Source organism: Allobosea sp. 05T433, from assembly GCF_056396065.1.
On sequence record NZ_JBFTKS010000006.1, the window covers coordinates 210,685 to 237,024 of the forward strand.

25 protein-coding genes are annotated in these 26,340 nt (G+C 64.7%); 9 read left to right on the top strand and 16 right to left on the bottom strand.

Translation table 11 applies throughout. The annotated features are described in order from the left end of the window. Positions 1-7 precede the first annotated feature (7 nt). A complete protein-coding gene (locus AC1DGP_RS10740; RefSeq protein ID WP_476776073.1) occupies positions 8-775 on the bottom strand; it encodes an SDR family oxidoreductase in 768 nt (255 codons plus the stop codon). Between the two features lie 138 nt (positions 776-913). Between AC1DGP_RS10740 and AC1DGP_RS10745 the strand changes: the two genes are divergently transcribed. Next, positions 914-1,951 (top strand): L-idonate 5-dehydrogenase, encoded by a 1,038-nt coding sequence (locus tag AC1DGP_RS10745; protein ID WP_441507013.1) that lies wholly within the window; start codon positions 914-916, stop codon positions 1,949-1,951. On the opposite strand, the gene AC1DGP_RS10750 is transcribed toward AC1DGP_RS10745, so the two are convergent. Continuing rightward, entirely contained in the window at positions 1,952-3,721 is a 1,770-nt protein-coding gene (locus tag AC1DGP_RS10750; RefSeq protein ID WP_476832086.1) for a sensor domain-containing diguanylate cyclase, read from the bottom strand. It abuts the gene before it with no gap. Between the two features lie 143 nt (positions 3,722-3,864). Then, positions 3,865-5,538, bottom strand: coding sequence for a formate--tetrahydrofolate ligase (locus tag AC1DGP_RS10755; protein WP_441507015.1), 1,674 nt, complete (start codon positions 5,536-5,538; stop codon positions 3,865-3,867). Between the two features lie 180 nt (positions 5,539-5,718). On the opposite strand from AC1DGP_RS10755, the gene AC1DGP_RS10760 reads away from it, so the two are divergent. Continuing rightward, entirely contained in the window at positions 5,719-6,318 is a 600-nt protein-coding gene (locus tag AC1DGP_RS10760) for a dioxygenase family protein (RefSeq protein ID WP_476776070.1), read from the top strand. Between the two features lie 36 nt (positions 6,319-6,354). On the opposite strand, the gene AC1DGP_RS10765 is transcribed toward AC1DGP_RS10760, so the two are convergent. Continuing rightward, positions 6,355-7,041 carry a glutathione S-transferase family protein gene (locus tag AC1DGP_RS10765; RefSeq protein WP_441488240.1) on the bottom strand — a complete coding sequence of 229 codons (687 nt, stop codon included), beginning with the start codon at positions 7,039-7,041 and terminating at the stop codon, positions 6,355-6,357. Between the two features lie 37 nt (positions 7,042-7,078). Further along, positions 7,079-7,822 carry a haloacid dehalogenase type II gene (locus AC1DGP_RS10770; protein WP_476776069.1) on the bottom strand — a complete coding sequence of 248 codons (744 nt, stop codon included), beginning with the start codon at positions 7,820-7,822 and terminating at the stop codon, positions 7,079-7,081. 116 nt (positions 7,823-7,938) lie between these two features. On the opposite strand from AC1DGP_RS10770, the gene gpmI reads away from it, so the two are divergent. Next, positions 7,939-9,453, top strand: coding sequence for a 2,3-bisphosphoglycerate-independent phosphoglycerate mutase (gpmI, locus tag AC1DGP_RS10775; RefSeq protein WP_476832087.1), 1,515 nt, complete (start codon positions 7,939-7,941; stop codon positions 9,451-9,453). Between the two features lie 14 nt (positions 9,454-9,467). Here the strand turns inward: gpmI and AC1DGP_RS10780 are convergent, their stop codons facing one another. The 4 genes from AC1DGP_RS10780 to AC1DGP_RS10795 all read right to left on the bottom strand — a co-directional run bounded on the left by AC1DGP_RS10780 (position 9,468) and on the right by AC1DGP_RS10795 (position 13,431). Next, positions 9,468-10,367, bottom strand: coding sequence for a hypothetical protein (locus AC1DGP_RS10780; protein ID WP_476825522.1), 900 nt, complete (start codon positions 10,365-10,367; stop codon positions 9,468-9,470). 174 nt (positions 10,368-10,541) lie between these two features. Continuing rightward, positions 10,542-11,108 (bottom strand): NUDIX hydrolase, encoded by a 567-nt coding sequence (locus AC1DGP_RS10785; RefSeq protein ID WP_476768929.1) that lies wholly within the window; start codon positions 11,106-11,108, stop codon positions 10,542-10,544. Continuing rightward, positions 11,105-12,145 (bottom strand): DUF3616 domain-containing protein, encoded by a 1,041-nt coding sequence (locus AC1DGP_RS10790; protein ID WP_476776066.1) that lies wholly within the window; start codon positions 12,143-12,145, stop codon positions 11,105-11,107. The genes AC1DGP_RS10785 and AC1DGP_RS10790 overlap by 4 nt, the downstream gene beginning before the upstream one ends. Before the next feature lie 557 nt (positions 12,146-12,702). Next, the gene (locus AC1DGP_RS10795; RefSeq protein WP_441507021.1) at positions 12,703-13,431 is read right to left on the bottom strand and encodes a glutathione S-transferase family protein; all 729 of its coding nucleotides are present in this window, start codon (positions 13,429-13,431) and stop codon (positions 12,703-12,705) included. Positions 13,432-13,873: 442 nt separating this feature from the next. On the opposite strand from AC1DGP_RS10795, the gene AC1DGP_RS10800 reads away from it, so the two are divergent. Then, positions 13,874-15,112 carry a carboxylate-amine ligase gene (locus AC1DGP_RS10800; protein ID WP_476832088.1) on the top strand — a complete coding sequence of 413 codons (1,239 nt, stop codon included), beginning with the start codon at positions 13,874-13,876 and terminating at the stop codon, positions 15,110-15,112. A 137-nt stretch (positions 15,113-15,249) separates the two neighbouring features. On the opposite strand, the gene AC1DGP_RS10805 is transcribed toward AC1DGP_RS10800, so the two are convergent. Further along, positions 15,250-16,023, bottom strand: a complete 774-nt coding sequence (locus tag AC1DGP_RS10805) for an SDR family NAD(P)-dependent oxidoreductase (protein WP_476832089.1) — start codon at positions 16,021-16,023, stop codon at positions 15,250-15,252. Positions 16,024-16,036: 13 nt separating this feature from the next. Next, positions 16,037-16,420, bottom strand: coding sequence for a hypothetical protein (locus AC1DGP_RS10810; protein ID WP_441488249.1), 384 nt, complete (start codon positions 16,418-16,420; stop codon positions 16,037-16,039). A gap of 63 nt (positions 16,421-16,483) precedes the next feature. Here AC1DGP_RS10810 and AC1DGP_RS10815 point away from each other — a divergent pair, with 63 nt between their 5' ends. Beyond that, complete coding sequence (locus AC1DGP_RS10815; protein WP_476832090.1) at positions 16,484-17,143, top strand: TetR/AcrR family transcriptional regulator; 660 nt, start codon at positions 16,484-16,486, stop codon at positions 17,141-17,143. A gap of 28 nt (positions 17,144-17,171) precedes the next feature. On the opposite strand, the gene AC1DGP_RS10820 is transcribed toward AC1DGP_RS10815, so the two are convergent. Further along, positions 17,172-18,152 (bottom strand): LysR family transcriptional regulator, encoded by a 981-nt coding sequence (locus tag AC1DGP_RS10820; protein ID WP_476832091.1) that lies wholly within the window; start codon positions 18,150-18,152, stop codon positions 17,172-17,174. 142 nt (positions 18,153-18,294) lie between these two features. On the opposite strand from AC1DGP_RS10820, the gene AC1DGP_RS10825 reads away from it, so the two are divergent. Next, positions 18,295-19,713: an MFS transporter gene (locus AC1DGP_RS10825; protein WP_476832147.1), complete on the top strand. Its 1,419-nt coding sequence runs from the start codon at positions 18,295-18,297 to the stop codon at positions 19,711-19,713. 242 nt (positions 19,714-19,955) lie between these two features. Next, positions 19,956-20,390 carry a DUF2721 domain-containing protein gene (locus tag AC1DGP_RS10830; protein WP_441488252.1) on the top strand — a complete coding sequence of 145 codons (435 nt, stop codon included), beginning with the start codon at positions 19,956-19,958 and terminating at the stop codon, positions 20,388-20,390. 60 nt (positions 20,391-20,450) lie between these two features. Here AC1DGP_RS10830 and aceB read toward each other — a convergent pair whose 3' ends face one another. Continuing rightward, positions 20,451-22,052: a malate synthase A gene (gene aceB, locus AC1DGP_RS10835; RefSeq protein WP_476832092.1), complete on the bottom strand. Its 1,602-nt coding sequence runs from the start codon at positions 22,050-22,052 to the stop codon at positions 20,451-20,453. A 175-nt stretch (positions 22,053-22,227) separates the two neighbouring features. On the opposite strand from aceB, the gene AC1DGP_RS10840 reads away from it, so the two are divergent. After that, positions 22,228-22,746 carry a GNAT family N-acetyltransferase gene (locus AC1DGP_RS10840; RefSeq protein ID WP_476832093.1) on the top strand — a complete coding sequence of 173 codons (519 nt, stop codon included), beginning with the start codon at positions 22,228-22,230 and terminating at the stop codon, positions 22,744-22,746. Between the two features lie 10 nt (positions 22,747-22,756). Here AC1DGP_RS10840 and AC1DGP_RS10845 read toward each other — a convergent pair whose 3' ends face one another. The 3 genes from AC1DGP_RS10845 to ygfZ are packed head-to-tail and all read right to left on the bottom strand — an operon-like array spanning position 22,757 to position 24,860. After that, entirely contained in the window at positions 22,757-23,353 is a 597-nt protein-coding gene (locus AC1DGP_RS10845; protein ID WP_476832094.1) for a YfbR-like 5'-deoxynucleotidase, read from the bottom strand. Between the two features lie 2 nt (positions 23,354-23,355). Next, complete coding sequence (locus AC1DGP_RS10850; RefSeq protein WP_476832095.1) at positions 23,356-23,979, bottom strand: DNA-3-methyladenine glycosylase I; 624 nt, start codon at positions 23,977-23,979, stop codon at positions 23,356-23,358. Beyond that, positions 23,976-24,860 (bottom strand): CAF17-like 4Fe-4S cluster assembly/insertion protein YgfZ, encoded by an 885-nt coding sequence (gene ygfZ, locus AC1DGP_RS10855; protein ID WP_476768920.1) that lies wholly within the window; start codon positions 24,858-24,860, stop codon positions 23,976-23,978. The genes AC1DGP_RS10850 and ygfZ overlap by 4 nt, the downstream gene beginning before the upstream one ends. 97 nt (positions 24,861-24,957) lie before the next feature. Here ygfZ and AC1DGP_RS10860 point away from each other — a divergent pair, with 97 nt between their 5' ends. Next, positions 24,958-26,295: a dihydroorotase gene (locus AC1DGP_RS10860; protein WP_476832096.1), complete on the top strand. Its 1,338-nt coding sequence runs from the start codon at positions 24,958-24,960 to the stop codon at positions 26,293-26,295. Positions 26,296-26,340: the final 45 nt, after the last annotated feature.

Consider the following 26,340-nt stretch of genomic DNA (forward strand, 5'->3'; position numbering starts at 1 on the left):
CCGGAGGTCAGACCACCGATGTCAGGCCGCCATCGACCATCAGCAGATGGCCGTTGACATAGTCGGATGCTGCCGATGAGAGGAAGATCGCGGCGCCGACCAGTTCCTTAGTCTCGCCCCAGCGCCCGGCGGGCGTCCGGCTCTTGACCCAGCCTGAGAAAGTTTCGTCGGCGATCAGCGCCTTGTTGAGCTCGGTGACGATGTAGCCGGGGCCGATCGCGTTGGTCTGGATGTTATGTTTGCCGAGCTCGGCGGCGAGACCGCGTGTCATCATCTTCACGGCGCCTTTGGTGGCGGTGTAGGGCACGATGGTGGGCCGGCCGAGCTCACTCATCACCGAGCCGATATTGACGATCTTGCCCCGGCCGCGCGGCACCATCCGCTTCGTCACGGCCTGCGTGACATAGAAGACCGAATGGAGATTGGTATTGATCAGGTAATGCCAGTCCTCGGCGGGGAACTCGGTGAAGGGCGCCCGCTTCTGCGTGCCGGCATTGTTGATCAGGATGTCGATCGGCCCGACCTCGGCCTCGATCGTGGCAATGGCCGCCTCGACGGCCTGCTGCTCGGTGACGTCGAAGGCAGAGATCGAGACCTTGCGGCCGGAATTGGCGATCGCGGCGCGTGCGGTCTCGAGCTTGCCCTTGTCGCGGCCGTTGAGCACGACATGTGCCCCAGCTTCGCTCAGACCTTCGGCCATGGCGAGGCCGATGCCCTGGCCCGAACCGGTGATGAGTGCGATCTTGCCTTCAAGGCTGAACAGCGAAAGCGACATGGCGGATCCTCGATGGCGCAGGTATGGCCGAAGAAATTCGATTTGCGCGGGCCCGCATAGCTTGGGTAAGCATCTTTCAATCGATTAGACAATTGCAGATCGGCCGAATCCGGCAAGGCCTTCCCTGGGAGAACCGCCATGCGCGCAGTCGTCATCCACGCCGCGAAGGACCTGCGGGTCGAGGAAAGGCCCGTGCCGGAACTCGGACCGCTGGATGTGCGTGTGCGGATCGAGGCGGGCGGGATCTGCGGCTCGGACCTGCACTACTACCAGCATGGTGGCTTCGGTACGATCCGCGTGCGCGAGCCGATGATCCTCGGCCACGAGATCGCCGGGACGGTCGAGGCGGTCGGCGGCGAGGTCTCGCGGGTCAGGTCGGGGGACCGTGTCGCCGTCAATCCGAGCCGGGCTTGCGGGCGTTGCCGCTACTGCCAGGCAGGCCAGCAGCAACACTGCACCGACATGCTGTTCTATGGCAGCGCCATGCGCTTCCCCCATGTCCAGGGCGGGTTTCGCGATGTGCTCGTCGTCGAGGAGCGGCAGGCGGTGAAGCTGCCTGCGCATGTGCCGGCGGCGCAGGCCGCCTTCGCCGAGCCGCTTTCGGTTTGCCTCCATGCCGCCAAGCGCGCTGGCCCCCTCCTCGGCAAGCGGGTCCTGGTGACCGGCTCCGGGCCGATCGGCGTGCTCACCGTGGTCGCTGCCAGGGCGGCGGGAGCCTCCGAGATCGTCGCGACCGACGTTGTCGACGGTCCGCTGCCGACGGCATTGAAGATGGGCGCGACGGGCGCGATCAACGTCATGGTGGAGCCGGAGCGGCTCAAGGCGGAGTACGGCGCGGAGAAGGGAACCTTCGACGTGATGTTCGAGGCCTCGGGTAACCAGCATGCGCTGACGGGTGCGTTCGACGTGGTGCGGCCCGGCGGGGTCATTGTGCAGATCGGCGTCGGCGGCAATTTCACCCTGCCGATGAACGTGCTGGTCGCCAAGGAGTTCGATCTGCGGGGCTCATTCCGCTTCCATGAGGAGTTCGACTGGGCCGTGGCGATGATCGGCTCGGGCAGCGTCGATCTCTCTCCGCTGCTGACGGCGTCGATCCCGGTCGAGCGGGCCGTCGAGGCCTTCGAGCTGGCTGGCGACAAGTCGCGGGCGATGAAGGTGCAGCTCGCCTTCGCCTGATCAGCCGAGCCGCAGCGTCGGATGGCCCGTCTGGCCGTGCAGCGCGGGGTCGTAGACGACGAAGGTGTCGCGGCCGCCATGCTTGGCGGCATAGAGCGCGGCATCGGCATGGGCGGCCGCGCTCGACAGGGTTTCCAGCGGGCCGACGATGCAGGCGCCGATGCTCACGGTCGCGGTGATCGCCTGCGCCCCATTAAGCTCGATCGGGGCTGCCCTGATCTCGCTGACGATCTTGGCGGCAATCGCCGAAAGCGAGGCGAGCGAACTGTCGGCGATCAGCAGGATGAACTCGTCGCCGCCCCAGCGGGCGCAAATATCATAGTTGCGCAGCACGGCGGACATGCGGTGTACGACCTCGATGATCACCCGGTCACCGGCCTGGTGGCCATAGGTATCGTTGATCGTCTTGAAGTCATCGAGATCGACCAGGGCGAGCGCCGTCGGGCGCCCGGTGCGAAGGGCCCGGTTCTGCTCCTGGGCAAAGGCCCCTTCAAAGCCACGTCGATTCAGCACCGAGGTAAGCGGGTCGTGATGGGCGAGATGCTCGAGCGTCTCGGTGCGCTCCCGTACCATTGCCTCGAGTCGGTCGGTATTGTCGCTAACCGCGCGTGCCATCTCCTCGAGGGCGCGCGACAGGCGGCCGATCTCATCATGGCCGGCGTCAGTGTCGGAAGGTGTGAACGAGCCGGCGCGGACGCGCATCACGGAGGCTTCCATCCGCGCCAGCCTGTCGAGAACGCTGCGTTTGAACAGCAAGGTCATCAGTGTGGCGGCAGTCATCAGGATGGTGGCCAGCAGCAATGCGATCGGAAGAAACAGCCTTCGATCGATGATCTGGTCGACATCCATCAGGCTGATGTTGAACCAGCCCAGGCGGTCGAGATAGCCCACTCCGACGAGCGTTTCGCGGCCGCTGACGGTCATGAAGCGTGAGCGGACGGGGGCTTCACCCCGCGCGACCTCAGCCATCATGCCGGTCAGCGCCGCACGGTCGGCTTCTTCGTCGACAAGGGCAAAGATCGTCTTCTTGGCCTTGAGGTCCTTTGTCAGACTATGAAAGTCGACAAGGCGCGGATCGCGATGCGCCTGCACCGCGCCGTTGCGGTCGACGAAGATGCTCTGCACGCCGACCTGCGGGATATCGACGACTTCGCGAATGAACTGGCTGAGATCGACGCCGGTCCCGATGATGCCGAGCTGCTTGTCACCCTTGCTGATGATGCAGTTGATCCAGACCTTGGTGACTTTGAGATTGTCGTCGTGGTCGACATTGAGGTGGCAGCCGGAGCCGAGCGCCGCCGTCTTGTAGTACCAGCCGTCGCGCGGGTTCTCGCGTGAGAGGGTGTAGCGCCTGCGGGCGGTCTCGTAAGTGTTCTGCTTGTCGTTGAAGTAGTAGTTTCCGGAGCCGTCGAGCACGACGAAATAGCTGCGATCCTTGAACGAGAGCCGGTAATGCTCAAGTTCAGCGAGCCCGCGCTCGGATTTCTCGGGATCGTTCTCATCTGCCGCCCAGGCAAGAATGGCTGGGGAGCGCGCCACCGTTTCGGCCAGCGAGACCTCCCGCATCAGGGATTCCAGCCCGCGATAGCGATCGAACAGGATCTGCTTCTCGGCGAAGAGCGTCCCGAGTTTCTCGACCGTCGCGTTGACGATCCAGAGAAGAGCTGCGGTCGAGGGGATGGCGACCGCAAGCAGGGCGGCCAGGGTCAAGACGAGAACCCGGCCCCTCAACTCCGAGGTGAAGGCCGGCCGCGCGATATTCGCCCTCATCCCGAGCAGTGCCCCGACAGCGTCCGCCGAACCTAACTGGATGTCGTGATTCGACGCGTTTGATTCGGCCTGTTTCTGTCACGATGCTTGCACGGGTGAAGCTAGAAATCACCCGTGCCAGTGTCCAATCCAGCCGCAAAAGCTTAGAAGAGGCCTTCGATCTGTCCTTCCGCATCGATATGGATGCGTTCTGCGGCGGGCTCCCGGGGCAGACCGGGCATGGTCATGATGTCCCCGCAGATCGCGACGACGAATCCGGCCCCGGCCGAGAGGCGAAGTTCACGGACCGGAACGATGTGGCCCGAGGGAGCGCCGCGCAACGTGGGATCGGCCGAGAAGGAGTATTGGGTCTTGGCCACGCAGACGGGAAGGTGTCCATGCCCGGCAGCTTCGAGTTCCGCGAAGCGCGCGCCCACCTTGGCGTCGTGGGAGATGCCAGCCGCGCCATAGATCTCTTCGGCAATGGTCTGCAGCTTGTCGCGCAACGGCATGGCATCTGGATAGAGCGGCGCGAAATCCGCCTCGTCATCGTCGGCCAGTGCGGCGACCTTGCGCGCCAGCTCCTCTGCGCCCGCGCCGCCTTCGGCCCAGTGCCGGCAGATCACGGCTTCGACGCCAAGATGGTTGCGGCAATAATGGCGGATCAGCTCATGCTCGGCATGGGTGTCGCTGTCGAAATTGTTGATCGCGACGATCGGCGGAACGCCGAATTTCCGGATGTTGACGACATGGCGCGTCAGATTGGAGAGCCCGGCTTCGAGCGCCTTCAGGTTCTCCTGGCCGAGCGCATCCTTGGCTGCGCCGCCATGCATCTTCAGCGCGCGGACGGTCGCGACCACGACAGCCGCGGCCGGCTTGAGGCCGGCCTTGCGGCATTTGATGTCGAAGAACTTTTCCGCGCCGAGATCGGCTCCGAAGCCGGCTTCGGTCACGACATAATCGGCGAGCTTCAGTGCGGCGCGCGTGGCGATCACCGAGTTGCAGCCATGGGCGATATTGGCGAAGGGGCCGCCATGGACGAAGGCGGGCGTTCCTTCCAGGCTCTGCACGAGGTTCGGCATGAGCGCATCCTTGAGGAGGACGCTCATCGCGCCGGTCGCCTTCAGCTCGGCGGCAGTGATCGCGCGCTTGTCGCGGCTGCGGCCGACCACGATGCGGCCGAGCCGGTCCTCGAGATCGGCATGGTCGCGAGCGAGGCAGAAGATCGCCATGACTTCCGAGGCGACAGTGATGTCGAAGCCGTCCTCGCGTGGATAGCCGTTGCCATTGCCGCCCAGCGACGACACGATCTGCCGCAAGGCGCGATCATTCATGTCCATGACGCGGCGCAGCGCAACATTGCGGGCATCGAAGTCGAGCGCATTGCCCCAATAGATATGATTGTCGACCAGCGCAGCGAGCAGGTTGTGGGCGCTGGTGATGGCGTGGAAGTCGCCGGTGAAATGCAGATTGATCTGTTCCATCGGCACGACCTGCGCATAGCCGCCGCCGGCGGCCCCGCCCTTCATGCCAAAGCAGGGACCGAGCGACGGTTCGCGCAGCGCGATCATGGTACGCTTGCCGAGGCGAGACAGGCCGTCGCCGAGGCCAACCGTCGTGGTGGTCTTGCCCTCGCCGGCGGGCGTCGGGCTGATCGCCGTGACGAGGATCAGCTTTCCATTTGGACGCTGCTCGAAATCCGGGATCGCGGCGCCATCGATCTTTGCGATGTACTTGCCGTAGGGATGAAGGGCCTCTTCGGGAATCCCGACCCTTTCGGCGATGCTGGCGATGGGCGTGAGTTCGGTTGCGCGGGCAATTTCGATATCGGTCGGCATACGGTTTCCTTCGCCGCGTCGCGACCCAGACCGGAGCACGCGGAATCGGCGGTCACAGTGCCGTGAAACGGGCCATTCTGCCACTGCTTTCCCGGAACGCTGCGTCCATATTTTGGCACGGCTCCGGTCTTCACCCCAAGGGGAGGGGCACCAAACTGGGATCCGGGATGGGAGTGCGCGATGCCGCAAATTGGGTTCAACCGCCGTGATCTCGTCGCTTCCGCGCTCGCTGCGGCCGGGCTCGCGGCGCTGTCTCGTCCCGAACCTGCCCGGGCCCAAGGAGCGGAACTTCCGATGACGCCTGCCTGTGAGGGTAGGGCGGCGGTTACCAGGCGCCAGACCGAGGGGCCGTATTTCACGGCGTCCTCCCCGCTCAAGCGGGATCTGCGCGGAGATGGGCCAGGCGAGATGCTGGTGCTGTCCGGTTTCGTGCTGACGCCGCAATGCCGCCCGGTCGGCGGAGCCCTGGTCGATCTCTGGCATGCCAATGCGAGCGGCGACTATGACAATGCGGGCTTTCTCTTCCGAGGCCACCAGTTCACCGACGCGCAGGGCCGGTACCAGTTCATCACCCGCATGCCCGGCCTCTATCCCGGCCGGACACGACATTTTCATGTGAAGGTTCGGGCGGGACAGGGGCCGGTCCTGACGACCCAGCTCTATTTCCCGAGCGAGCCCGGCAATGCGCGCGACGGTATCTTCGATCGCGCGCTGCTGATGGATATCCGCGCTGCCGAAGGTGGGCGTCTCGGCCGGTTCGATTTCGTGATCGCGGCCTGAGCGAACCGGCGTGAGCCGGCCCGCTCGGGCTTTGGCTCACGCGACGAGATGGGCGTTCTGCGGGAACAGGAACTTGCGCGCTTCCTCGTCGAATTCCGTCTTGAAGGCGAACTGATCCTTCAATGCCACCGCGCGCTGAGCGGCGGGGCGAGCGGAAATCTCATCGAGATGGCGCTTGACGTTGGTCAGCTTGCCGAAGGCCTCTTCACCGAGCGCGAAGGCCGCGCGCGTCGACCAGCCCCAGACCGACATGTCGATCAGCGTGTAGCTGTCTCCCAGCATGTAACGATGCTTGCCGAGCTGGTCGTTGATGATGCCCCAATGTCGTTCGGCCTCGCGCGAGTAGCGGTTGATTGCGTAGGGGATCTTCTCAGGCGCAAAACGGGTGAAATGCACGGCCTGTCCACAATAGGGGCCGATGCCGGTGGCGACGAACATCAACCAGGAGAGCATCTGGCCTCGTGCCGCCGGTGTGCTCTCGGGGAGGAACTTGCCGGTCTTCTCCGCGAGATAAAGCAGGATCGCGTTGCTATCGAAGATCGTGACGTCGCCATCAGTCAGGGCTGGCGTCTTGGCATTGGGATTGATCGCCAGGAACTCGGGCTTGAACTGGTCGCCACGCCGGGTATCGACCGGCACCATCTCGTAGGGCAGCCCGGCTTCCTCAAGGAAGAGCGCGATCTTCGCGGGGTTCGGCGACGGATGATAGTAGAACTTGATCATCGATTGGGTCTCCTGGCGCAGGGTGATCGAGCGGGTCTTACCGCTGTTTCGTCGCGTAAGCTGCAAGATCCGTCAGCCTGGCGATAGTAAGGTCGGCGCCCGCCCCGAGCCGTTCCGGTTGCATGCGCAGAGCCTTGAACAGTGCCGTGGGGCCGATCCCGCCGGGGGCCGCCAGCTCGGCGCGCAAGGCCGATGCGGGAATGCGCTCGATGCGCGCGACGGTGAAGCCGTAGGCTTTGGCGCCGGCGATATCGAAACCGTTGGAGGAAACGAAGAGGATCTCCTCGCGAGCAAGGCCCAGTCGCTTCTCTACCAGCTCATAGCCGCGGGGGTCCGGCTTGTAGACGCCGATCTCGTCGACGCTGATCACGGTTTCCAGCAACTTGTCGATTCCGGCCTGGGCGACGAGGCGCTTCAACATGGCCGGGCTGCCATTCGAGAAAATGGCGAGGCGGAAGCCCGCAAGCTCCTCGAGTGCCTGCCTTGCCTCCGGGTAGAGCGCGAGCGCGTCATAGGCTGCCGCAATTCTGGCGATCAGATCGGGCGTCGCCACCAGCCCGAGTGTCGCCAACGTGAAGTCGAGCGAGTCGCGCGTGACCGTCCAGAAATCCTCATAGCGGCCCATCAGCGCCCTGAGCCAGGTGTACTCGAGCTGCTTCAGCCGCCAGATCTGGGTGATCGTTTCGCCATGGCCGGGAAACGCCTCGTCAGTGACGCCGGCAACGGATTGGACGTCGAACAAGGTGCCATAGGCGTCGAAAACGAGGGCTTTGAGCGCCATGGGCGGTTCCCTTGCCGCGGGATCGGGGATCGGTGCTTCTTCTTAGCACTCGCGTTGGCGGCGCGGTGCGTGATATCCGCACAAGCAGTTTTTCCTTGATGCCCACAGGTTGCCGCATGTCGAACCGCCCCGTGATGCTGATGGTCCTCGATGGCTGGGGCTGGCGCGAGGATGAAACCAGTAATGCGGTGAAGCTGGCGAACACGCCGAATTTCGATCGCTATTGGGCCAGTGCGCCGCGCGCTTTCCTGAAGACTTCGGGGCTCGATGTCGGCTTGCCGGAAGGCCAGATGGGTAATTCCGAGGTCGGCCATCTCAATCTCGGCGCCGGGCGCGTCGTCATGCAGGACCTGCCGCGGATCAACCAGGCGATCCAGGACAAGTCGATCGCGCAGGCGCTGGACGCGACCGGGCTTGTCGCGAAACTCAGGGATACAGGGGGCACCTGCCACCTGCTAGGCCTCGTCTCGCCCGGGGGGGTGCACGCCCATCAGGATCACGCCGTGGCGCTGGCCCGGATTCTGACCGGGCAGGGTATCCCGGTCTGCATCCATGTCTTCACGGATGGACGAGACACCCCACCGCAATCGGCGGCAGAGTATGTACGCGATTTCGCCGCGGCCCTGCCGAAGGAGGCTGTGATCGGCAGCCTGTCGGGCCGTTATTTCGCGATGGATCGCGACAATCGCTGGGAGCGCGTCGAGCAGGCCTGGCGCGCCATGGTGCTGGGCGAGGGCAAGGCCTTCGCGACGGCCGGGGAGGCGGTCGCCGGCGCCTATGCGGAGGGCGTCAATGACGAGTTCATCGTTCCAACCGTGATCGCTGGATATGCCGGCATGCGGGACGGCGACGGGTTGCTCAGCTTCAATTTTCGCTCGGACCGGATTCGCGAGATTCTGGCCGCGGTACTCGACCCGGATTTCACGGGCTTTACTCGGGCTCGCGTGCCGAAGCTTTCCAGGGCGGTCAGCATGACCTCCTACAGCGCCGAACTCGACAAGATCATGCCGGCGCTGTTTCCGCCGCAGACGCTCTCGAACGGTCTCGGAGAGACCGTCGCCAAGGCAGGGCGGATGCAGGTCCGCATGGCAGAGACCGAGAAATATCCGCATGTGACCTATTTCTTCAATGGTGGCGAAGAGCGCCTCTATCCCGGCGAGGACCGGGTGATGGTGCCGTCTCCCAAGGTCGCGACCTACGATCTGCAGCCCGAAATGTCGGCGCCGGAGCTGACGGACCGCGCCGTCGCGGMGATCACTTCGGGGCGATATGATCTTGTCGTGCTGAACTTTGCCAATCCCGACATGGTTGGGCATACCGGAGTGCTTTCGGCGGCGATCAAGGCGGTCGAAACCGTCGATGCGGGCCTGGGCCGGATTGCCAAGGCAATCGAGCAGATGGGGGGTGCCCTGCTCGTCACGGCCGATCACGGCAACAGCGAGCTGATGGTCGATCCGGTGACCGGCAAGCCGCATACCGCCCACACGACGTTTCCGGTGCCCGTGATGCTGATCGGTGGCGATGCGAAGGCGTTGGCCGATGGCAGGCTCGCTGATGTCGCGCCGACGCTGCTGGCATTGATGGGGCTAAAACAGCCGGACGAGATGACCGGCCGCTCGCTGCTGCGCTGACCAATGCAGGCTGATCAGAAGCTGTAGGCGGCTTTCACCTTGACGGGATGCTGGCTGAAATTGGTGAGGTCCAGATTACGGGGTTCACCCTTGGCCTTGCCGGCGACCTGCATGTTGTAGGCGGCCGAGAGCGCGAGCTGTTTCGTCGCCTGCCAGTAGATGCCGGGGCCGGCGAATGTGGCGTAGCCCGCTTCGTTGCCGAAGCCGAGATCGTTGTAGCGCCGCAGATGGCGGACCTCGCCGCTGACATAGAGGCCGTCGACGACCTGCCAGGCCAGTGATCCTGAGGCCGTAAAGGTCGAGGAGCGCCCATAGGGGTCGGGGCCGGTCCAGGTCATGTCCTGGGAGAGATTGAGCGCGGCATAGAGCTTGCCTGGCACCAGCGCCGTGTCGGCGAAGAGACGGATGCCGGTATTGAAAGTGGTGAAGCGGCCGGCGCCGTCGGGATCAGTGCGATTGACGCTCGGATCGAGCACCACCGTCAGGCCGATGCCGTGCAAGTCACGGCCGAGCAGGCGGTATTTCATCTCGACGCCGGCACCATTATTGCTTGAATTAGCACTGATCCCCCCGGCCGAAGCATTGGTGTAGCCACCGAGCAGATAGGGGCCGATCTCGAAGCAGGAGAAGAGCCCATAGGAGCCCTGGAGCTGCGCGCCGTGGGCGTTCGACCGGCCACTGCGCGCGCCGAAGGCGCCGCCATAGGTCAGGCTCGGCCCGAACGAACCGAGCTCCGCCACGTCCGAACCGGTTGTGAAGCCGAAAGCGTCGGTCGGGATGCCTTCGCTCTCGGCGCAGGCTGAGAGCGTCGGCTGGGCGGCAGGCACGCTCTTGCGGGTAGGCAGGTCGGTTGCCAAGGCGTTGGCGGAAAGAGCGCTCAGGGCAAGGGCAGCGGCGGCAATCTTCGGCAGCATCGGTCAGTCCTCGGGTATCGATGCCCCAAGATCGATCAGATGCAAATGATTTGCAAGAGCGTTAACTGGCCGCCAGAATCGTTGCGGGGAGAATCCTCGCGAAATTGGTCGGGAATGGCGAGACCGCGCCGGCTTCCCAAAATATAATAAAGTTACATCTTTGCAGCGACACTGCTATCGCACCGCAACCGAAGCGAGGCGGGCCGCAACGAGCGGCGCAATGCCGGCGAGTTCGGCGGCAGGCTTCCAGGCTGCGGCGTGAACTTCCTCGAGCTGCGCGACGAGCGGCACCGCGGGATCGGCGACGAAGAGATATTGCAGATCGTGATGGATATGGTCCGGCTCTCCGCGCGAGGGTTTTCCGGGGACGTCATGGCTGTCGATGACGAAGGGCAGATCGTCGCCGCGATGCCAGGGATGCAGGGCAAGCCTGCTGACGCCGGTCTCTTCGATGGCCTCGCGCGCAGCGGAAAGGTTGAATGCTTCGGCCTCTTCGTAATGGCCGCCAGGCTGCAGCCAGCGACCGATGACGACATGGTCGATCAGCAGTACCTGGGCGTGATCCGGCGACAGGACGATCGCACTGGTCGTGACATGGCCCGGAAAGGTGTCGCGCTCGTCGAGCGCATGGCCTGCGGCAATCTGCCAGCGCAACAGCGACAGATGCTCACGCCGCGAGGCGACCTCGGCGCGATAGCGCGTCACTACGCCCTCAAGGCGAGACCGGAAGGAAATAGTCATGGCAGTTGCAGCTCGTATTCCTGGAATCGACCATTCTTGATGCCGTCATAACCGATCAGGAAGCGCAGGCGACCAGGCCTTTCCTCGAGAATGGTCACGACCTCCGCCTTGGCATCCTTGGGCGGTGCAAGTGTGCCGAGATCCCTCGGTGACTGGGGCGCGGCAGGGTCAAGCAGCAGCAGGCCATAGGGAACGTCCTGTTCCTGCGCAGGGCCGACCAGGACCAGCAGGCGTCCGTCCCGCAGTGCAGCAAGGTCGCGCACGCCGCGATTCGGGCCAGCCGGGAAAGCGATCACAGTCGGAGTGCCCTGGGCGGGTTCATTGCCGGGCGCGAAGAGCTCGTCCGGATTTGTTTCTAGCAGGAAGGCGCGACCGTTCTGCGACGGCGCCCGCAGCCCGATCCAGAGCCTGTCATGAGCGGTCGCTATGCCTTCGATGTTTAGGCCGTTGCCATCCGTCAGGGGCTTGCCGAAAGAGGGCGCAACCTCGCCGGCACGACGCAACAGATCACTCAGGCGGTAGGTCAGTTCAACCTGGCCGATGGGGGTGCCGGCCGTATCGACCTTGACCCGCGCGAGCTGGAACGACGAGAGGCGAAACTCGCTGCTGCTGCGCGAGCAGCCATGCGAACCGGCGATGTAGAAATAGGGCGCGGCGTAGGCGACCGCCTCGCCGTCGAACTCGCCATAACCGCCGATCGTCGGACAAGGAGACGCGGGGATCGCGCCGAGCGCGGTCGGGGAGGGGCTGTCCCCGATCAGCTCGACCACGCCGGCAGGCTTGATGCGCCCCTTGGTCAGGATAGCGAACTGGGCCGAGCGGTTCTCGTCATTCGCCAGGAGGCAGCGCCGCTCCTCGCCATTCGCCGGCAGGCAGGCCAGGCCGCTGACATCCTTGGCTGCCTTGTCGGGCTTCTTGCCAGCAAAATCCTCGGTCGCTTCGACATTGCGGACGGGCTTCAGCGTCTTGGCTGACGCCGGTAGCGCGAGCAGCAGCGCTGTGGCGAGAGCAGTCGACGTCAAGGCAAGGCGAGGCATGGCAGGGTTTCCGGTTGCCGCGGGATTGAGCGCGTCGCGCCCGGTGCTGTCAAAGCATTAGTCCGCATCATGCACATTCGGGGCCGGTCAGGCTCGCCCTTGTGTGCGATTGACGTGCTTCTCGCACTCTCACCGCGCTCGTCGCGGCAGACAGCCGGAATCCAGTCGAGCCCTGCCCCGGCGACGGAGGGCGGAGCCCTTGCCGTTCGGAATGCGAGGACTATCTAGCGCGGGTTCACCGAGACCCTTTCTATGCTGCCCCTCGATTTCCGTGTTCCCGGCGTCTTGAATTCAAAAGAGATGCTTATCGCAGAGGCCATCCACGCCCGAGCATGGGAAACTGTAAGAAGCGACCCAGATCTTGCCGGAGATGAGGCCGAAGCTGCGAAGGCGAGGCTTGGAGGGATCGTGGCTCGTTTGATGTCAGATCCTTCCAGATCGGTCGGCGACCTCGCCGCTGCAGCAGTCCGGGCCTTCAACGAAAGCCCCCGCACGCCCTGAGCGGAGAGGGGGATTGCGCGCCACCACCCATGGCGCGCAGTCAGTTCTCATGCGTCTCAGGCCGCGAGTACGCCGTCTGCGTTGCGCAGGACATCGGCGAGCGGAACGAGACCCTTCATCGCGCCACTGCCTGCCGCCTGTTTGCCGTCCTCGATGGCTACCGCGAAGCGAAACGCGGGATCGGCTTCGATGCGCTTGCGCAGCGCCAGGATGCGGGGATAGTCGCGTGGGTCGACGGCCTTGTGGAAGTCCACCCAGCGCGCAACGCCGGCAAACACCGCATCGGCCAGCGTCGGTCTGTCGCCGAGCAGGTAGTCGCTGGCGCCGATCATCGCCTCGAGTTGTTCATGGCGCTCGGCGACAAAGCTGCGGCCGAACTTGCGCAGCGTTTCGCGATACTCCTCCGGTACACCTTCCGCTTCCAGCGCCACCCACATCGGGACGAACGCACCGGTGAAGCCGGTATTGAGGAAGGCGACGTATTGATGCAGCCGGTCGGCCTCCGGCGTGCCGGGTTCGAAGCTGATGCGGCGGTCAAGGTCGCGCGCCTCCAGCCACAGGGCGATCGCCATCGTCTCGGTGAGGACACGGCCTTCGCCGGTGATCAGCACGGGCGTCTCCACGCGGCCGTTCAGGCGCTTGTAGGCGTCGGTGCGCATTTCTCCCAGCATATCCACCCTGGTGAGGCGATAGGGCTGGCCGAGCCATTCGAAGGCGGTCACCAGCCCTGCGGAACTGCCGAGCGGAAAGCCGGAGGTGAGGATCGGTTCAGATATCGGGTTCATGTCGTTTCTCCAACGTCGATGCGCTGGATATGCGGATGTGGACGCCCGACCTGTAGATTGGCAATGGTGGACTCAGCGTCTACTCTCATAGACTTTGAGCGAGCGGCTCGCCTGCGCTGGGTTCATCGTCTGGAGAGCTGGCCTTCAAGGACCGCAGGGGCGCCGGCGTCTCGTTGTTGCGATCGCGTTCGCCAGTTCCTTCGTGCGAGCGGCAGCAGCCGTTCTCGAAATCCCGGCTCGTCCTTTGATCTCCCGTGGACGGAATGCCACTGCCTGATCCTGCGCCTCTTTCTGCTTCAGCGAAAGCAATTGCTGGTGATTGCCAGCCTAGGGTCTCCGGGAGTCGCTCCCAGGAAGGCCCTCCCATGCTGTCTGCCACACTCGATCCCGTTCAAGCCCCGCGCACATGTCAGATGACGCCTCGCTCTTCGGAGTCCCTGGGATGAGGCCGCTCAATGCGTTCGAAGGGTTCGGAATCGAGATTGAATACGCGATCGTCGGAACCGCCGATCTGGAATGCCGCTCCATTGCAGATATCGTCCTGGCGCATGCCGCCGGCACGGGCGCCGTAGCTATGGAGCGAGGCTTGATCGGCTGGTCCAACGAGTTCGTGCTTCATGTCCTGGAAGCGAAGAATCTCGCTCCGGCGGCCAGATTGGAAGACCTCGCCCAGCCCCTGCAACGCGAGGTCATCGCATTGAACAAGACCCTTCTGGGCCACGGAGCGCGCCTGATGCCGACGGCAATGCATCCGTGGCTGGATCCCCGATATGATGCTCAGCCGTGGCCGATTGATCCCCACGGAATCTACCGCACCTATCAGCGCATCTTCGAAACCAGATCGCATGGGTGGACCAATCTGCAGAGCGTCCATCTCAATCTCCCCTTTGCCGACGACGATCAATTTGCGCGGCTCCACGAAGCGATCCGTCGCGTCCTGCCGATCATTCCAGCATTGGCTGCAAGCTCGCCCATTGCCGACGGCCAGCGCACCGCCTACCGCGATTTCCGCATGAGGGCCTACGGAGCCAATGCGAAGGCCTATCCCCTGATCAACGGCCTGATCATTCCCGACACCGTCTCCAGTCAACGCGCGTACGAAGACACGATTCTCGAGCCGATCTATGCCGTCATGGCGTCTGCAGATCCCGGCGGAATCCTCAGGCACCCCTGGCTCAATGCCAGGGGCTGCATCCCCCGCTTCGACCGAAACACAATCGAAATTCGGGTCATCGATACCCAGGAGTGCCCCGAAGCCGATCTCGCAGTTGCCGCGGCTGTCGTTGGAGCAGTCCATCGCCTCTACGGCGATCTCCAGCGCCTCAGCGGCGACATGGCCACCGAGGAGCTGGCCCGGATATTCGACAGCTGCGTGATATCCGCCGAGGACGCCATGATCGATGATGGGGCCTATCTCAGGCTGTTCGACTATTCCGGTCAGTCCTGTCGCGCCGGCGATCTCTGGCGGCACATTCTGGAGAACATGGATGACAGCTCGGGCATTGATCCAGCGCGCTGGACACCAATCTGGGCAACCATCCTGAAGCATGGCAGCCTTGCCCGCCGGATCGAGGATGCAGTGGGTGCCAGCCCGTCACGTGAGCGATTGGCCGCGGTCTATCGCGATCTCTGCGACTGTCTCCAGCAAGGCACCATGTTCGCGCCCGACAGGGACAGCTGAGACGCATACAGGCGACCGAAGCGCCCCAACGGGCTCAATGCGAGTCCTTGTCCAAGGGCCTTCTTGGGCGGGGCAGGGGGGCGAGGCGATCGCTTGCCAGCCCAACTGGCCTGGTTCGCCGGCTTTGGCGTCGGTGATCAGTGCATCAGCCGTCCGCCGGCGATGTCGAGGGTTACGCCGGTCAACCAGCCCGAACTCTCCGAAGCGAGGAACAGCGTGGCCGCCGCCACGTCTGCCGGCGAGCCGAGCCGCCGGACCGGATGAGCGAGGACCACCTGCGCCCTGACGGCGGGAGGCATGTGTGTTGCGGTCCGGTCGGTCAATACGGCCGATGGTGAAATGCAGTTCACGCGCACGCTGGATGGCCCGAGGTCGTGTGCGGCTTGCTGTGTGAGCATGATGACGCCGGCCTTGGCGACCCCATAGCCGAGCGGCGCCTGCGAAGGCGCGCGGCCGGCTGTCGAGGCCATGGTGATGACGGCGCCGCCGCGGCCCTGCTTGAGGCTTGGCAGGAAGGTTTTGAGCGTCAAGAACGTGGCGGTCAGATTGTGATCAAGGCTGGAGTGCCAGTCCGCCTCAGTCACATCCTCCAGCGCAACGGGCCTGCTGGTCCCACCTCCGGCGAAGGCGGCGAGAATGTCGAGCTTGCCGCGCCGTGCAACGAACGCGGCACGGGCGGTCTCCAACTCGTCGTGCCGGGTGCAGTCGATCCGGACGGCGGCATGCCCGTCGGAGATCGCCTCCAGGGAGCGCAGCACCGTGTCGAGCCGGGGTTGGTCGCGGCCGGCAACCGTTACGGAAACCCCGTTATGCGCCAGCCAACGCGCGGTTTCGGCGCCGATCCCGCCGGAGCCGCCAGTGACCAGCGCCGTTTTGCCGGCGAGGTCGGGGAAAGTCGGGATGTGTGACACGGTCGACGGTTGCTCAGACATAGCGTGCGACCGTCATGCAGATCACGGTTACGAGCAGCAGCCCGGCTGAGATCCGGTAGAGGAGACCCAGCCAGGGCGCAGCTTGGCCGGTCCTGCGCAAGCCGCGCAGCACCCCGAGCGCCTGGATCACCAACGCCGCCACCGCGGTGCCGGCGCCGAGCGCAAGCAGCATTTCTGCGTTTCCGACGTTCCCGGCATGGATGAAACTCCACAGGAGCGCGCCAGAGATCATCGCGACGACGGCGGCACCGAACTGCGGGCGGAAGAGGCGGGCGACGTCGTTTGCACCAGTACGGGCCAGCACGAATGTCGTGCCGGCCCAGAACACCGAGGAGAGAACGTGCATGGCGATGATACTGATCAGGAAGGGTTCCATAGGCTAGGCTCCGAAACAGCGCCCGTTTGAATGGGCAAAATTGGATATACAATCTGTATAGTCATGAGGCACGAGAGAACGTCAAGGCCCTATTCGAGTGCCAAACGAGAGGCCAAAACCGCAGAAACGCGCGGCCGGCTCCTCGCTGCGGCAGCGGCATTGCTTCGGGAGCCGGCTGGAAGGACGCTCTCGCTAGAGGCCGTGGCGGCCGCGGCGGGCGTGACTCGACTGACCGTCTACAATCAGTTCGGCTCGCGACGTGGGCTGCTGGAGGCGACCTTCGACGCCCTGGCGGCTGCCGGCGGGATCGCTGATCTTGCAGACGCAATGGCCATTTCTGACCCGAAGGAGGCCTTGGCGGCGCTGGTCACGGTGTTCTGCGGCTTCTGGAGTTCCGATGACGGACTGGTTGGGCTGTTCGCGACAGCGGCCGGCGACACCGAACTGACGGAGAGCCTGGCAGAACGCAATGAGCGCCGTCGGCTGGCGCTGGCCGCGCTCGTGCGCCGCCAGGGTGGGCGCGACGAGCAACTGCAGCGCGATGCCGTCGACCTGCTCTTCGCGCTGACCAGCTTTGCCGTGTTCCACATGCTGCGGTCCGGCGGGCGCGAACCAGATGCCATATGCGCACTGCTTCAACCGCTTTGCGACCAGGCTCTGCGGGGCAATGATGGCGCGCTGAACCTGTCGCCGCGGGGGCCCGGTGTCTCAGCCGGATTGTGACAGGGCGGCTGCTGCTGCCATCGGGACGTCAGTAATCGGGCAGGAGATCAGCCTGCGGGCGGCGCCCTCGGTTGTTCCCTGTTTCAGCCGGCACCCCACCCATATCATCGGGCGAATTCTGCATCCCGCAGACCCGGCGGACGCATTCGCGCAGCCAGCGGTGCGCAGGATCGGCATCCAGCCTGGGATGCCAGAGCAGGGACACGGAGATCTCAGGCACAAAAACCGGCAGCGGAAAGGTGACCATGCCGTCGCGCAGGGTCCGAGTGTGTCGTTCGGGCACAATGGCGACGAGATCGGATCCACGCGCGAGCGAGAGCGCAGGCGAGAAGCCGGTGACGATCGTGGCGATGTCTCGCCGCAGTCCGATCGCCTCCAGCGCGTCGTCGATCGGTCCCTTGTCGAGACCGCGCCGCGAGACGAGGATCTGCCGGCCAGCAGCAAAGCGATCGGCGGTGATCTCGCCTGTGGCCAATGGATGTCCCCGCCGCACGACCCCGACGAAGTGATCCGAGAACAGCGCCCGCGTCCTGATTTCCGGACTCTGCGCCGCCCCGATGACACCGGTTTCGAGATCGACACTGCCTTCTCGAAGCAGCGTACTATCCTTGTCCAGCTTCTGGACGAAGCGGAGCCGTATGCCGGGCGCTTCCGCCTGGATGTGCGCGATGAGTTCAGGCCCAAAGGCCTCGACGAAGCCGTCGCTCGCCCGAACCGAGAAGGTCCTGACAAGCCGTTGCAGATCGAGCGCCTCGGCCGGCCGCAGGATCGCCTCCGCTTCCTGAACGAGCGGACCGACGCGCTCCCGCAATTCCACTGCACGCGGCGTTGGTACAAGGCCGCGCCCCGCCCTTACCAACAGCGGGTCGCCGATCGTCTCGCGCAGCCGCGCCAGGGCTCGGCTCATCGCGGACGGGCTTAGCCGCAGGCGCCGGGCAGCGCGGGCCACGCTGCCTTCGGTGAGAAGGACATCGAGGGTGATGAGCAAGTTGAGGTCGGCTCTCGTCATGCTGGCAAGACTAGCACGGCTCGCCAGCATGACATGGCGTCAAATGCACTGAATCAGTGCAAATGCTGCGTCTTCCGCCAGGTGTCATATGTGGCTACCTGCTTCGAACCGTGCTTCGGAGCCCCCCACGATGATGAAGGCTATGCTTGACCCGCCGTTCCCCACCGAAGCCACGACGGCCCAGCGTGGCGCGCCTCGTTTGGCTCTCGCCAGCCTGTCCCTCTGCATGTTGCTGTCCTCGCTTGGCACCAGCATTGCCAATGTCGACCTGCCGGCGCTGGTGCAGGCCTTCGCAGCCTCCTTCCAGCAGGTGCAGTGGGTGGTCCTCGCCTATTTGCTTGTCATCACCACGTTGAGCGTCGGGGTCGGACGACTTGGCGATCTCGTCGGACGCCGCTCGCTTCTGCTGGCCGGCATAGCCCTCTTCACAGCGGGCTCGGCGGGGTGCGGCCTTGCTTCCGGCCTCGCCGGCTTGATCGCCGCGCGGGCGGTGCAGGGGGCGGGCGCCGCAGTCATGATGACGCTGAGCCTGGCCCTTGTCGGCGATGCCCTGCCGAGGGACCGGACCGGCAGTGCCATGGGGTTGCTCGGCACCATGTCGGCGGTCGGCACGGCACTCGGCCCCTCGCTCGGTGGTGCTGTCATCGACGGCTTCGGATGGCGGGCGATATTCCTTGTCACTGTCCCGTTCGGCGTCGTTGCCTTCATGATCGCCTTGCGGAGCCTTCCGGTCGATCGCCTCGAACAGAGGGGAGACAAGCCGCGCTTCGATATGCTCGGCACGCTGCTGCTGGCCGCTGCGCTGGTCGCCTATGCGCTCGCCATGACCTGGAACCGCGGTGCATTCGGCTTGCTCAATGGCGGGCTCCTACTAGCCGCAGCAGTCGCCGCGCTCCTGTTCGTACTGGTACAAGCGCGGGTCGCGGAGCCCCTGATCCGGCTCTCGATGCTGCGCGAGCCCGGGCTGCGGAAAGGCCTCGCCACAACCGCGCTGGTCGCGGCGGTGATGATGACAACACTGGTCGTTGGCCCCTTCCATCTCACCATGGCGCTCGGCCTCGATGCATCGGGCGCTGGCCTGGTCATGGCGATCGGGCCGGTTGTCGCGGCGCTCTCGGGCGTACCGGCTGGCCGCTTGGTCGATCGGTTCGGCGCGCAACGCATGAGCTTGGTGGGCTTGGCCGCCATGGCCGTCGGATCGCTTCTCTTCGCGCTCGTGCCGCTGCAGATCGGGATTGCGGGCTATGCCGTCCCCCTGATCGTTCTCACCCCAGGCTATGCGCTGTTCCAGGCCGCCAACAACACGGCCGTGATGCGAGAGGCTGGTCCGGAAGGGCGCGGGCTTGTCTCCGGGATGCTCGGCCTCGCCCGCAATCTCGGCCTGATCACCGGTGCTTCGGTGATGGGTGCGGTGTTCGCTCTCGCCGCGGGGACGGACGGCAGCGCGGTCGCATCTCCGGACATGGTCGCGACCGGATTGCACGTCACCTTTGGCCTGGCTGGAGCAATGATCGTCATGGCCCTTGCCATCGCGAGCCGCTCGGGCACTCCCGCTGCTTGAGGATGGAATCCGGCTGCGCTCGGGCTGAGGTTGGTGCCGCGACATGAATGAGGATCCGTCGGGGCATTTCCATTGTCACCAGCGGATAGCCGTAGACAGGCGCGTCGGCCGCGAGTTTCATGAATCCACGCTCTAACCACGCATGATCGCTTACGCCCGGGATGGGATTGGGGGCTGTCTATCGCACCCGGTTGGTCAATTCGCTCGGCAGCCGACGGCGTTCGCGACGAGGCGAAGAAACCATGATTCCTGAGCTTCCGTCCGTGAACCAGCTTTCATTGGTCATCAGCCAGGCTGCCGCACCAGCATTCCTGCTCGGCGCGGTCGTCGGCCTGATATCGGTCCTGATCAGTCGCCTGGAGCGAATTCTCGACCGGTCGCGCATGTTGAGCAGCCTGCAGGGCGAGGGGCCTGTCGTTCACGAACTCAAGGCTGATCTCCCCCGCCTCGAGCGGCGAGCCCATCTGATCAACAGCGCGATGCGTCTTGCCATCTCGAGCGGTGTTTCGACGATCCTGCTGATGATGCTCGCGTTCATGTTTGCGTTCGTCGGGTCGGCCCATGAACGGGGTGTGGCCGTGCTCTTCATCGTGGCTGTTGGGCTCTTCGGCGCTTCGCTTGTCCAGTTCCTGCGCGAAATCAACGTCGCCTTGCGACGGAGCGATCATATCGCTTGATCCGCATCGCCGGGGCATAGGCAACGACCGGCGCCGCCCAGGCGGCGCCGGTCGTTGGACTCAACCGAGCTTGTCGTAAGCCGGGACGGTAAGGAATTCCTCGAATTCAGGCGCGAGCGAGAGGGTCGAGAACAGCTCGATCGCCTCCGGGAAACGGCCCTTTGCGTAGTTTTCAGGCCCGACCTCGCCCTTCACGCGCTCCATCTCCTCGGTGAGGCAGCGCTTGAAGAGATCCGCGGTGACGATGGTGCCTCCGTCAACGGTGACGCCGTACTGGATGAACTGCCAGATCTGGGCACGGCTGATCTCGGCCGTCGCGGCATCCTCCATCATGTTGTAGATCGGCACCGCGCCGCGGCCGCGCAGCCATGCTTCGAGATATTGCACGCCGATGCGGATGTTCTCGCGGAAGCCGGCCTCGGTGCGCGTGCCCTCATGGACCTCGAGCAGTTGCTCGCGGCCGACGGAGACATCCTCGCGCTTCTTGTCGAGCTGGTTCTGCTGCGGCATCAGCCGGTTGAAGACCTCCATCGCCACGGGCACGAGATCGGGATGGGCAACCCAGGTGCCGTCATGGCCGTCGCCGGCCTCACGCTCCTTGTCGGCCCGAACCTTGGCGAAGGCGGCCTCGTTGGCGGCCGGATCGTTCTTGACCGGGATCTGCGCCGCCATGCCGCCCATGGCGAAGGCGCCGCGGCGGTGACAGGTCTTGATCAGCAGCAGCGAATACGCCCGCAGGAAGGCCTTGGTCATCACCACCTGCGAGCGATCGGGCAGGACGAAGGCCGGGTTGCGGGCGAGCTTCTTGATGAAGGAGAAGATGTAGTCCCAGCGGCCGCAGTTCAGCCCGGCCATGTGATCCTTCAGCTCATAGAGGATCTCGTCCATTTCGAAGGCAGCGGGCAGGGTCTCGATCAGGATGGTGGCCTTGATCGTGCCGGTCTTGAGGCCAAGCGCGTTCTGAGCGGCGACAAAGACATCGTTCCAGAGCCTGGCCTCGAGATGGCTCTCGAGCTTCGGCAGATAGAAATAGGGGCCGGAGCCCGCAGCCAGCGCCGCCTTGGCATTGTGGAATACATAGAGGCCGAAATCGACCAGCGAGCCCGAGGCGATTTCACCGTCGATCTCGATATGGCGTTCCGGCAGATGCCAGCCGCGCGGGCGGATGATCAGAACGGCTGGCTTGTCCTTGAGCTTGTAGGCCTTGCCGGTGGTCGACTCGGTGAAGTCGATCCGGCCGGCCCAGCGATCCCTGAGATTGATCTGGCCTTCGACCATATTGGCCCAGACCGGAGAGGAGGCATCCTCGAAATCGGCCATGAACACCTTGGCGCCGGAGTTCAGCGCGTTGATGATCATCTTGCGGTCGACAGGACCGGTGATCTCGACACGACGATCCTGCAGATCGGCGGGAATCGGCGCCACCTTCCAGTCGCCTTCGCGGATATGCCTGGTCTCGGTCAGGAAATCGGGCGTCTCGCCGGTATCGAAGCGCTTCTGGCGCTCCTTGCGCAAGGCGAGCAGGCGCTTGCGCGTCTCGTTGAAGCGGCGCTGCAAGTCGGCAACGAAGGCGAGCGCATCATGGCTCAGGATCTCGTCGAAGCGCGGACCCATTGCGCCCTTGATGACGACACCCTTCGGCAGGGTCTTGGTGTCCGACATGGCGGTCTCCTTCGCATTCGGCAGGGATGAGGTGAGGCGCAGTATCGGAGGAAATCGCTTTCTCCTGTAGCCGCGGGAATGCTTGATGACTTTTGCCAAAATGGAATAAATCGGCATTCACCCTCTGTCCGCTTGCGTGCAATATCGGAGCGCGGAAAGGCAGGACGGATCGACGATGACCAAGGTAGCAGGATCTCACTGGCGGACCATGACCGTGTCCGATCTCGACGCTGTCGTCGCAGTGGCGGCCGAGGTTCATCCGGATTTTCCGGAGGAGGCCGCCATTTTCGCCGAGCGGCTGAAGCTGTTTGGCGATGGCTGCCGGGTCCTGGACATGGGGAGCGGGATCGCCGCCTATCTGCTCAGCCATCCCTGGCGCGAGCTCGAGCCCCCAGCCCTGAACGCGCCGCTCGGCGCGCTGCCGCCCGCTCCCGGGACCTTCTACATCCATGATCTCGCGCTGCTGCCGCAGGCGCGAGGCACCGGCGCCGCTGTCCTGGCGGTCGCGGATGCACTCAGGCTCGCTCAAAAGTTCGGGCTGCCGAGCCTGTCGCTCGTCGCGGTMAATGCCTCTGTCGGCTTCTGGGGCAAGCAGGGTTTTTCGGTCGTCGCCGACCCGCGGCTCGAGGCCAAGCTTGCGAGCTATGGCAGCGAGGCGCGTTTCATGATGCGCCTGGTCGCCGGGGCGGATTGAGCCGAGATCGCTAAACGAGGGCCTGAAAGCGCTCCAGGAAGCGCGCTTGCGCGACTTCGGTCGATAGTGGCCTCAGCCAGTCCGTGACCTCGCGCGGCAGCGGCTTCGGCCGGCCAAAGAAGATCAGAGCTTCCTCGCGGTCGAAATCGGCGAGTTCGGTCGCCTCGAGGAAAGCCGAGATCTTGTCGGCGTCCTTGGTTTTCCGCGTCAGCATGGCGGGCGTCGCCGCCGGCAGGCCGAAGCGCAGATGGATTGCGGCAAGCAGCCGGAGCTCGACGCTCTTATAGGCGTCGCCCATCACCACCTTGAAGGGCGAGATCATGTCGCCGATGACATATTCCGGAGCGTCGTGAAGCAGCGCCATCAGCCGCCAGGGCTTTGACCAGTCCGGATTGAGGTGGCTCGCGATCGCCTCGACCAGCAGGCAGTGCTGCGCCACCGAGAAGGAATGCTCCCCACGCGTCTGGCCGTTCCAGCGCGCGACGCGAGCCAGACCATGCGCGATATCCTCGATCTCTATATCGAGCGGGGAGGGGTCGAGCAGATCGAGCCTCCGGCCCGACAGCATGCGCTGCCAGGCGCGGGGTGGAAGCGGCGCCTTGGCCATGCTCAGGCCGGAACGCGGGTGTCGCGGGCGAGCACGGCGCATTCCTCGTAGCGGAAACAGCCGGTCAGATGGTCGTTGACCAGTCCGCAGGCCTGCATGAAGGCGTAGACGATGGTCGGGCCGCAGAAGGTGAAGCCGGCGGCCTTCAGCTCCTTGGAGATCGCCTTGGAGACCGCCGTCTCGGCCGGCACCTCCTCATGAGTCCGAAAAGCGTTCTGGAGGACGCGGCCGTCGAGATGGCGCCAGAGGAAATCCGAGAACTCGCGCCGTTCGCTGATCTCGAGATAGGCGCGAGCGCTCTTGATCGTGCCCTCGATCTTGCCGCGATGGCGGACGATGCCGGCATCGCCGAGCAGCCGCTGGACATCGGTCTCGGTGAAGCGAGCAATCGCCTCCGGCTCGAAACCGGCGAAGGCCGAGCGAAAACTGTCGCGCTTGCGCAGAATGGTGATCCAGGCGAGGCCAGCCTGAAAGCCGTCGAGGATCAGCTTCTCGAACAAGGCGCGCGAATCATATTCCGGCACGCCCCATTCGGTGTCGTGATAGGCGAGATAGAGCGGATCGGTCCCCGGCCAGATGCAACGGAACTTGCCGTCCGGGCCTTCGACTGCTGCGCGTCCGCTCATGCTGCTGCTCCAAAACCGGGCTCGCCGGGGAAGGGGAAGCGGATAAAGTCCGGCTTCGCCAGGGTAAAGGCCACGCCGCCGCCTTCGAGTCTTTCGCCCGCGGCCATGGCGTCGGCGACACGGTCGAGCCGCAGCATGGCGAGCCCGCGCCCCTTGGCGCAGGAACCGATGCGGCCGAGCACCTTGCTGCCGGCGGTCGCCTCGACGCCCATCTCGGGAACCAGTCCCTCGGTAAAGACCACCGGCACGATGCGGGTCCGGGCGGTGCCGCGATGCTGCATGCGCGACACCACCTCCTGGCCGATATAGCAGCCCTTCTTGAAGGAGACGCCACCGAGCTGGTCGAGCAGCGCCTCATGCGGAAAGGTGTCGCCATAGACGAAATCCCTGCCGCCATCGGGAATGCCGAGCGCGATGCGCCTGGCGTGGTAGGCATCGGGTTCGGCGCTGGCGAGCGAGCCGACGTCGTTGCGGTCAGTGATCGCGCGCTCGCCGAGCGCCGGCAGGCGCGGGTCGGCATAGACGAGGCCGGCATCGTCGGGGAGCGAGAAACCGCCGCTCGATGCGACCACGGTGGCCACCTCGGTGAGATCGTCGAGCGCGACCTTGGCGCGCAACTTGTAGAGCTTCAGCCGCTTCATCAGATCGGGAACCTGCAGGAGCGGCACGTCGAGGAGAAAACCTCCGCGTTCCTCCTCCGGCACCGCGACCACGAGAAAATCGCTGATGATCTTGCCTTGCGGTGTCAGGAGCGCGCCATAGCCGGCATGGTCCGGCGTCACCACGTCCATCTCGTTGGTGACGATGTTCTGCAGGAAGTCGCGCGCGTCCTCGCCACTGACGCGAATGACGCCGCGATCGACCAATCGGGTTGCAGGCATGGTGAAGCTCGTTTCTGATCGCTGCCAAGGGCTGGACGCGGGTCCGTTCGATAGGTAGGCCGCTTCAGCCTCATCCTCAACCAGCAGGACGCCTCCGATGCCGCAGAGCTATGATGTCATTCTGAAGGGCGGCACCGTCGTGAATCACGATGGCCGTGTCCAGCGGGATCTCGGGATTACCGGCGGCAAGATTTTGGCGCTCGGCGATCTGTCGCAGGCTTCCGCAGGTGAGACGGTCGATTGCCGCGGCCTGCATATTCTGCCGGGCGTCATCGACAGCCAGGTGCATTTCCGCGAGCCGGGGCTCGACCATAAGGAGGATCTGGAGACCGGCTCGCGCGCCGCGGTGCTCGGCGGCGTCACGACCGTCTTCGAGATGCCGAACACGATCCCTCAGACCACCGACGAGGCGTCGCTGGCCGACAAGGTCAGGCGCGGTCGGCACCGGATGCATTGCGATTTCGCCTTCTGGGTTGGTGGCACGCATGAGAACATTGCCGATGTGCCGGAGCTGGAGCGCCTGCCGGGTGCGGCGGGCATCAAGGTCTTCATGGGTTCCTCCACCGGCTCGCTGCTGGTCGAGGACGACAAGGGCGTCAGTGAGATCCTGAAGCGCACGCGCCGCCGCGCCGCCTTCCATTCCGAAGACGAGATGATGTTGCGCGAGCGCATGGGCCTGCGCGTCGAGGGGGATCCGTCGAGCCATCCGGTCTGGCGCTCGCCCGAAGTCGCCCTGACCTGCACCAGGCGACTGGTGCGGATTGCACGCGAGACCGGCGCGCGCGTTCACATCCTGCACATCTCGACCGGCGAGGAGATGATCTTCCTCAGGGATCACAAGGACGTCGCGACCGTCGAGGTGCTGCCGAACCATCTGACGCTGGTCGCGCCGGACTGCTACGAGCGGCTTGGCACCTATGCCCAGATGAATCCGCCGATCCGCGACGACAGCCATCGCCGGACGATCTGGTGGGGGCTGGAGCAGGGCATCGTCGACGTGCTCGGCTCCGACCATGCGCCGCATACGCATGAGGAGAAGCATCATGCGTATCCTGCGAGCCATTCCGGCATGCCGGGCGTGCAGACGCTGGTCCCGATCATGCTCGACCATGTCAATGCCGGGCGGCTTTCACTGGAACGGTTCGTCGATCTGACCAGCCATGGCCCGCAGCGGATCTTCGGGCTCGAGGGCAAGGGGCGGATCGCGGCGGGCTATGATGCCGACCTGACCATTGTCGACCTGAAGCGCCGCGAGACCATCACCAATGAATGGATCGCCTCGCGCTGCGGCTGGACGCCCTATGACGGCGTCACCGTGACCGGCTGGCCCGTCGGCACCTATGTCCGCGGCCGGAAGGTGATGTGGGAGCGCGAAGTGGTGACGCCTGCGCAGGGCGAGCCGGCGCGCTTCCTGGAGGCGCTGCCGCGCGGCTGATTTTTTTCGCGCGATCGTGTCGATCGTGCGCTGCCCCGTTCGACG

Coding starts and splice junctions, on each gene's coding strand:
- AC1DGP_RS10740 (WP_476776073.1), bottom strand. CDS start 775: ATGTCGCTTTCGCTGTTCAGCCTTGAAGGCAAGATCGCACTCATCACC.
- AC1DGP_RS10745 (WP_441507013.1), top strand. CDS start 914: ATGCGCGCAGTCGTCATCCACGCCGCGAAGGACCTGCGGGTCGAGGAA.
- AC1DGP_RS10750 (WP_476832086.1), bottom strand. CDS start 3,721: ATGAGGGCGAATATCGCGCGGCCGGCCTTCACCTCGGAGTTGAGGGGC.
- AC1DGP_RS10755 (WP_441507015.1), bottom strand. CDS start 5,538: ATGCCGACCGATATCGAAATTGCCCGCGCAACCGAACTCACGCCCATC.
- AC1DGP_RS10760 (WP_476776070.1), top strand. CDS start 5,719: ATGCCGCAAATTGGGTTCAACCGCCGTGATCTCGTCGCTTCCGCGCTC.
- AC1DGP_RS10765 (WP_441488240.1), bottom strand. CDS start 7,041: ATGATCAAGTTCTACTATCATCCGTCGCCGAACCCCGCGAAGATCGCG.
- AC1DGP_RS10770 (WP_476776069.1), bottom strand. CDS start 7,822: ATGGCGCTCAAAGCCCTCGTTTTCGACGCCTATGGCACCTTGTTCGAC.
- AC1DGP_RS10780 (WP_476825522.1), bottom strand. CDS start 10,367: ATGCTGCCGAAGATTGCCGCCGCTGCCCTTGCCCTGAGCGCTCTTTCC.
- AC1DGP_RS10785 (WP_476768929.1), bottom strand. CDS start 11,108: ATGACTATTTCCTTCCGGTCTCGCCTTGAGGGCGTAGTGACGCGCTAT.
- AC1DGP_RS10790 (WP_476776066.1), bottom strand. CDS start 12,145: ATGCCTCGCCTTGCCTTGACGTCGACTGCTCTCGCCACAGCGCTGCTG.
- AC1DGP_RS10795 (WP_441507021.1), bottom strand. CDS start 13,431: ATGAACCCGATATCTGAACCGATCCTCACCTCCGGCTTTCCGCTCGGC.
- AC1DGP_RS10800 (WP_476832088.1), top strand. CDS start 13,874: ATGAGGCCGCTCAATGCGTTCGAAGGGTTCGGAATCGAGATTGAATAC.
- AC1DGP_RS10810 (WP_441488249.1), bottom strand. CDS start 16,420: ATGGAACCCTTCCTGATCAGTATCATCGCCATGCACGTTCTCTCCTCG.
- AC1DGP_RS10815 (WP_476832090.1), top strand. CDS start 16,484: ATGAGGCACGAGAGAACGTCAAGGCCCTATTCGAGTGCCAAACGAGAG.
- AC1DGP_RS10820 (WP_476832091.1), bottom strand. CDS start 18,152: ATGACGAGAGCCGACCTCAACTTGCTCATCACCCTCGATGTCCTTCTC.
- AC1DGP_RS10825 (WP_476832147.1), top strand. CDS start 18,295: ATGCTTGACCCGCCGTTCCCCACCGAAGCCACGACGGCCCAGCGTGGC.
- AC1DGP_RS10830 (WP_441488252.1), top strand. CDS start 19,956: ATGATTCCTGAGCTTCCGTCCGTGAACCAGCTTTCATTGGTCATCAGC.
- aceB (WP_476832092.1), bottom strand. CDS start 22,052: ATGTCGGACACCAAGACCCTGCCGAAGGGTGTCGTCATCAAGGGCGCA.
- AC1DGP_RS10845 (WP_476832094.1), bottom strand. CDS start 23,353: ATGGCCAAGGCGCCGCTTCCACCCCGCGCCTGGCAGCGCATGCTGTCG.
- AC1DGP_RS10850 (WP_476832095.1), bottom strand. CDS start 23,979: ATGAGCGGACGCGCAGCAGTCGAAGGCCCGGACGGCAAGTTCCGTTGC.
- ygfZ (WP_476768920.1), bottom strand. CDS start 24,860: ATGCCTGCAACCCGATTGGTCGATCGCGGCGTCATTCGCGTCAGTGGC.
- AC1DGP_RS10860 (WP_476832096.1), top strand. CDS start 24,958: ATGCCGCAGAGCTATGATGTCATTCTGAAGGGCGGCACCGTCGTGAAT.